At 39.2% G+C, this 6,435-nt stretch carries 4 protein-coding genes; 3 read left to right on the top strand and 1 reads right to left on the bottom strand.

Translation table 11 applies throughout. The features are described 5' to 3' along the window. Window positions 1-167 precede the first annotated feature (167 nt). Window positions 168-1,307, bottom strand: coding sequence for a hypothetical protein (locus tag D5018_RS20230; protein WP_121840792.1), 1,140 nt, complete (start codon window positions 1,305-1,307; stop codon window positions 168-170). A 348-nt stretch (window positions 1,308-1,655) separates the two neighbouring features. Here D5018_RS20230 and D5018_RS20225 point away from each other — a divergent pair, with 348 nt between their 5' ends. From D5018_RS20225 to D5018_RS20215, 3 genes are all read left to right on the top strand, one after another. After that, the gene (locus tag D5018_RS20225) at window positions 1,656-3,479 is read left to right on the top strand and encodes a hypothetical protein (protein ID WP_121840791.1); all 1,824 of its coding nucleotides are present in this window, start codon (window positions 1,656-1,658) and stop codon (window positions 3,477-3,479) included. A 590-nt stretch (window positions 3,480-4,069) separates the two neighbouring features. Then, window positions 4,070-4,375 carry a hypothetical protein gene (locus D5018_RS20220; RefSeq protein ID WP_133309358.1) on the top strand — a complete coding sequence of 102 codons (306 nt, stop codon included), beginning with the start codon at window positions 4,070-4,072 and terminating at the stop codon, window positions 4,373-4,375. Window positions 4,376-4,943: 568 nt separating this feature from the next. Next, a complete protein-coding gene (locus D5018_RS20215; protein ID WP_121840789.1) occupies window positions 4,944-6,080 on the top strand; it encodes a S8 family serine peptidase in 1,137 nt (378 codons plus the stop codon). Window positions 6,081-6,435: the final 355 nt, after the last annotated feature.

The raw sequence follows: 6,435 nt of genomic DNA, 5'->3' as shown, positions 1-6,435 counted from the left end.
TTCAATCCTTTCCCGAATTTTGTTCGAACTCGCTGAACGTTTTATATAAACCAAAAGATCGCCAGATGTGCCAGAGCAAGTTATGGTTAAGGCTCACTGCGGTTTATTTCTAATTGCTGTGAAGGTTTTGCCCCATTGTGAGTTTAGGAACTGAAACAAATTGATTGTTAGCAATACTCTGCTTGAGAAGGAAACCGCAAGTAACGACGAGGTAATTTTTCTTTACATGATTTCAATTGGTCTTTATTGTGGTTAAAAAATAGTAGCTGCACTCCTGCGTTGTCTTTCAACTGCAGATAGTCGGGGATATTTAGCTCTAAAACAACTAGGTTCCTTTTATATTTTGATAGGACACTTTTCAATAATGCCCCAATTGTAACAACGATTATTGGCTCCTGTTGTTTCAATGCCTCCGCACACAGACTATCCATCAACTCTAAAGTAGGCTCGCTGGTAAAATAAATGGGTTTTTCCCCTCCGTATGCCCGTATTAGCTTAAGTGCATCAAATTTTCTAACAGGGAAGTTATCGAAAGTAGCTGTTGGCACTGACTTATCAGAAGCAACTATAAACTTTGAACTCACAGATCTAAATGAAGCTGATAATTGGGCTCTACCTGATGCAATTTCCAAACGAGTGTTTGGGAAATCTTTCAGACAATTCAACAGCTCTTGTGCAAATCTTTTGCTAAAAATCTGGTGTAGACCAAGGCAATTTTTGAGAAAGTAAATAACATTTAAATAAAATTCTCCGAATTCAATCGGGCCATCTAAAGTCGAACCGTGAGGGACATCAGGTAGTGGACTCCATTTTAAAGAGAGAAGTGTTACTAATGGAAACTCTAATCTAAATTCATCTGGGATCATATCCTGAGAAATTTGCCCTAGACACCCTATAAGTTGCTTCAACTTATCGATACTTTCGGAAGGTAACATTTCATTGCATTGAAATAATCTTAGTCTTTCAATAAGAGCAAGAATCATTAGATCTTGATGTTGAGGGTTAGGATTACAACCTGTCACTTTTCCAATCTTTTCATTTGGCGAAGAAGCAGTTGAGACTTGGAAAGTTGACTGTTCAGAATATAAAATCGCATTTACTTCTCTAATAACCATTAGAGTATCGACATTGCCTTTTTGCGCATAAAGGGTATTAAACTGCTCTAAACCAACTGGAGGAGTATTATGTAACTGCTGTTTTTTATTGACTTTTAGTGTATTTAATTCTCTAGTAATTTTTGTAAATAGAACAGATTCGTTTGTCTCGTAACTATCTTTTTCAGGAGATGTTGATGTCGGCTTTATCATTGCTAATAACTATTTGATGTCGATACTCCCAATTCTCCTACTAATAACTTTAGGTGAGCTGAATAAGATCAAATTTTTAATACTTATTTTTCTTTGTGATTTGAGTTTCTGTCTCATTCCTGCCCCAAAACGTTTTAGAGTAAAAGATCTACCTCTTGTAACTCATAAGCCAAGACACCCATTCAAAAAGTCATAATTAATCGCTTATTTCAATATCTTTTACCTAATGAATTTTCAATCCAAGTAATAAGTTAACTTTTGTTCACAAAAAGAGATTTACTATCAATAAGTTGTTTAACCTTTCTACAAATATAAAGTCGAATTTGCAATGTATTAAAGGGAAACGTTATGAGCATGTCCATTTTACCCTTTTCTTCAGCACTAGGGCTAGCCAATAAGCTTGAAGATACTGCTAATCAAGTGTATCAACACCTTCCATCAGCAGAAACAACGCTCTCTGCTTCGATTGCCATTGGTGCAGGGTTAGCAACAGGCGGTATTGGCGCAGCGGGGATTGGATTAGGTTATTGCCTTATCGCTCAGCAATCAGGAAAACTGGTTCAGTTTTTCGAAAAAAAAGGAACAAATTTACTAACTGAATCAACCAGAAACAATCCAAGTGTGCAATTTGCAGTCAAGGCGACAAGCACACTAGTACAAGCTGGCGCGATGAGTACCTTATCTCCGTCGGGTTATGTCGCTGGAACCTTAAAAGCCGCTGCAGGGTTAATAGGCGGTCAGATTGCCGCTAAAGCGTCGGACACAGTTATGGAAGACATGAATGTCCCTAAAGAAAGTCTGGTGCGCCGAGGCACAAATGTCGTCTTTGGTGCAATGGGGGCTTATGCCGCGAGTCAGGTAGCGGATGGTGCAATGGATTACATAAGCCGTCGTATTCCAGCCATGCCTGAGGCGACTAACGCTGGTCAGGATGCGGACATGGTTATCGATGCAGATGGAGATGGAGATGCACCACAAGAGCCATTAATAAAACGGCATGTTGAGTCTCCAAACCTTAAAGATAACTTGCAACCTAAGCGTATGGCTATGCGTGAGTTGTTGCGTGTGGATAGTGAAGCAGTTCCTAGACCAGCTCATCGTAACCACAGACAAGCACCGTCACAGAATGATAACTCAAGTTGCCTTTCAACTAATGAAACTACCGCTTTTTGTGAGGATTTAAATACCCATACTTGGAATGGGCACTTAATCGGGCAAACACCAGAGAATATTGAAATGTTAGGCGAAAAAGTTTATGCAACTGCTAATGCCGGCGCTAGTGAAACTTGCAGATTACTCAGTACAGGAACAGTTCAAAGCGAATTAGCTAGAGTTTTTGATGTTGATTGTTCAGAGATAATTAAATGTAACAATTCTATTAGTTATGGAGTGAGAATAAAAAACACTTGTCAAAATAACGTATATTTCAAATCCTCCATTTGCGCCTATACTCCGAATCAATTCCCTTTGCCGACGGCATGCCAAGGAAGTGTTCCTTTTTGCAAAGCGACCACACCAGTAGAAGAAGAACCATTATCAGAATGCTTAACCTCAACCTTATTGCCCGATAGCACAACCCCATTGCCCGATAGCACAACCCCATTGCCCGATAGCACAACCCAATTGCCCGATAGCACAACCCCATTGCCCGATAGCACAACCCCATTGCCCGATAGCACTTTCTCATCAGAGGCGTTTATTAGCGACTTACCACAACGAAGCATCGACCAAAGTACAGGACAGTCAGAAACCACACCAAAGCCAAGCTTAGAAACCAAACTAGTCGGTGGGGTTAACGGTGGCGCAATTGCAGGCGGTGTATTGGGAACCGTTATTGTTGTTATCACGGTCGGTTTCACTGTTACAGGTACAATCATCTGTTACGTCAAGCGTGAAGCAATAAAAGCGTTAATTGCAAAATACCGCAAGCAAGGTGTTAAAATTAATGAACATCAAGCCAAAGAAGTCATACGTCAAGTCACTTTGCAAGCGGCAAAACAGCAGCATCCAGAAATACTCGATGAAAGCGGCAGTAATGGTGAATATCAATCACTTGTTCGTATTGATATAAGCAGTCAAATCGCAACGCTTGATTTAAAAGAAATTGAGCCGGATAAGGAACAAAGACCAGAAATAGCCGTAATTATTGAAGATGATAGCGAGCCAGCTTAAACACCTAAAACAGGTGCTTAGGCGATTCATGAAGTATTAGGCCATAAGTAATCAAAATGATTAGTAGACAATCTTCTAGCGAGTTGTGTGAACTTGAGCCACCTCGTCTATCTCAGACCAACAAAGAAACTGTAGGTTCAAGAAAATTGCCTAAATAAGTAAGCGGCTTCTATATCAAAAATCCGCCTGAACCTTATTCTATAACCCAAAGATTCTAGCAGTTATCTGCTGTTGTTGCAGCAAAACCTCAAGATGAAGAACCCTAAAGCTTTACAAGTATACGCGTTGATTCCCGAGAGCATTCGATGGAAGGGCTAGTGAGTATAAAGACTGAAATATCACCCCTAATGAGAGAGTGAGTTGACTTCAAAGCTTGTTCGTTTTTCATTATGTTAGTGGACGACCTAAACACGGAAATGTCCATTTTCGAGTTGATTCTGAATACTGGCTGTCTTAAAAAAGCCCTTTCCTGCATAGAGTTCTTATTTAGTTAAAGAAGTACCTGATAGATGTTTAATTTATAATTAACCTTCAATTTAATTGCGCCATTGTATGGTGGACTTAATTTGATTCAATTAAGTAAAAAACACATGGCCTTAAATCCGTCAATACCCGCCAACGACAATCAGCCTCGCTGTTTTCAAGCAGAGCTGATAACCAATACAGTAGAAGTACATAAAATGAAAATTTTTGGCTTTGATATTAAACGGCCTGAATACCTAGCTGAAGGAATGTGTCTAAGTGTAGGCTCAATTATTTGTTGTTTTTTTCAACCTCAAATATGTACCGCAATCGCTGGAGCTACAGGACTGTTAGCATGTACTTCATTCGAAAAATCAATCAATGTGCCTGAATCACAAATAATAGAACGGCATAAAAAAGTTAATATCGAATAAGAAGACCATACATTTCATGAATATGTGAATTAGTTCTGAGCATTAACTGAATCGAAATTGTCCATTGACGAGTCAATCTTGAACACTTGATGACTAACTTTTGTCCAAACCCTTGCCAGCTTGATCGGCTTGCACATTTGTTCCCCAAAATTTTTCAATCTGAAGAATATAACTGGAAAAGCTCAATTCTAGAACATAGTTTAAAACGATATATATAATACTCAAAAGCTATAAGCGGTACGACCAGATAGCTCTTGCACTAATAACGAATAAGTATTAACTGTTTTACTCTAATGGAGTTGACTGATTAATATTGAAAATAATTTTATGGCTTAATATACCTGTGACTCAACTTTTATTAAAAAGATTTCGAGCCTTTCAAATTCTGAATTTATATTCTCTATCCGTTTAAAATCTACTTAGTTTTAAATGTTGCGATTTTGTTACATACTGTTTGCGCAGTCATTCTTCGGATACTGCTTGAAGGTTTGTTTTATAAGCTTACTGCACAAGAAGCATCACAGCTTAGAAGCCACAACTAAAACTAATATAAGAAAGGCAAACAACCATGAAAAAATCATTTTTGGCTTTAGCAATCACTGTTTCTCTCAGCTCAATATCTGCTCAGGCAGAGCAAATAAATAACGAATCTGCTTTCGACCTTGAAATATCAAATACATGCATTATTCGATTTAGCGACGACATTTCAAAATTTGACGTTGAAGGAAAAGCAAGAGGGATGCTGGCTAAAGCATCGGCAAAAGCAAAGCATATTTATAAAAATTCTTATAAAGGAATGGCAGTAAACGTGAACTGCAACAAGGCTAAGACTATGTTTTCAAATAATTCAGAGATCATTAGTTTTATCCCCGACGGTAAAATATACGCCAACCCCAAAGGAGGTGCTAAGCCTGGAGATGGTGGCTCCAATCCACAAGTAACTCCTTGGAGTGTGACAAGAGTTGGAGGAGCTGTAGATGGAGTAGGTCGTACAGCTTGGGTACTTGATACAGGTATTGATGTCGATCATGCAGATTTGAACGTTGATACTACTAGAGCTTTTAGTGCATTTACATCAGGGCGTGATGCTGGTTTTGATGATAAAAATGGTCATGGAACTCATGTGGCAGGTACCATTGCAGCGATAGACAATGACATCGATGTTATTGGTGTAGCAGCAGGTGCAACAGTCGTTCCTGTAAAAGTGCTTAATGCCAGAGGGAGCGGAAGTTATTCAGGTATTATAGCAGGCCTTGATCATGTTGCTGCACATGCTAGTGAAGGTGACTGCGTAAATATGAGTTTAGGTGGTGGCTTTAGCCAAGAAGTTAATGATGCTGTTGAAAATGCTGCTCAGCAATCAGGTGCATTTTTTGCTATTGCGGCAGGGAATGAATCCCAAAGTGCCTCAAACGTCTCTCCTGCCAGTGCTTCTGGACAGCGTATCTTTACTATTTCAGCGACTGATTCAAATGATGAATTTGCTAGTTTTTCTAATTTTGATAACCCACCTGTTGATTATGCAGCCCCTGGTGTAAGTATTCTTTCAACAAAATCTGGTGGAGGAACAACAACATTATCAGGAACTTCTATGGCTTCTCCTGCTGCGTGTGCAGTCCTTATGATGACAGGTGGCAATCCTTCAACTGATGGAGTGGCAGTAAATGATCCTGATGGAAAATCAGATCCAATTATTCATCTATAATTTACATTAATATAATGAGCAATCTTTCTTAGGTTGCTCATACATTTAAAGTAAAGCTGATCTCATTATTCTAAAGCTGTTCTTAATGGAAAAGTACAACTTCTTAATTATCTTGGTGAAAGGGCTGAGAAGAATTGATGTCCAATGATAGCATTATTGAACACTCCAAAGTGCTATCAAGGTTCTGTCCATTGGCGTGTCAGATCAGGACGTAGCCTGACTCGAAAATGCCCGTGCGACGTGAAGTCGTATGAAGTGCTGTTCACCACTATAGCGTGAACCATCTGTATCACCAGATGACCCTAGGGCTCTGAATAAAGTAGCGAGCCTGACAATGTAGCAAAGTCTATCTATT

The sequence above is a fragment of the Parashewanella curva genome, from assembly GCF_003675895.1.
Taxonomy (GTDB): Bacteria; Pseudomonadota; Gammaproteobacteria; order Enterobacterales; family Shewanellaceae; genus Parashewanella; species Parashewanella curva.
The sequence above is the reverse complement of the archived record's forward strand: the minus strand, read 5'-3'. Positions and strand labels throughout refer to the sequence as shown.

Excerpts from the sequence above, each read along its gene's own strand:
- D5018_RS20230 (WP_121840792.1), bottom strand. The coding sequence starts at position 1,307 with ATGATAAAGCCGACATCAACATCTCCTGAAAAAGATAGTTACGAGACA.
- D5018_RS20225 (WP_121840791.1), top strand. The coding sequence starts at position 1,656 with ATGAGCATGTCCATTTTACCCTTTTCTTCAGCACTAGGGCTAGCCAAT.
- D5018_RS20220 (WP_133309358.1), top strand. The coding sequence starts at position 4,070 with ATGGCCTTAAATCCGTCAATACCCGCCAACGACAATCAGCCTCGCTGT.
- D5018_RS20215 (WP_121840789.1), top strand. The coding sequence starts at position 4,944 with ATGAAAAAATCATTTTTGGCTTTAGCAATCACTGTTTCTCTCAGCTCA.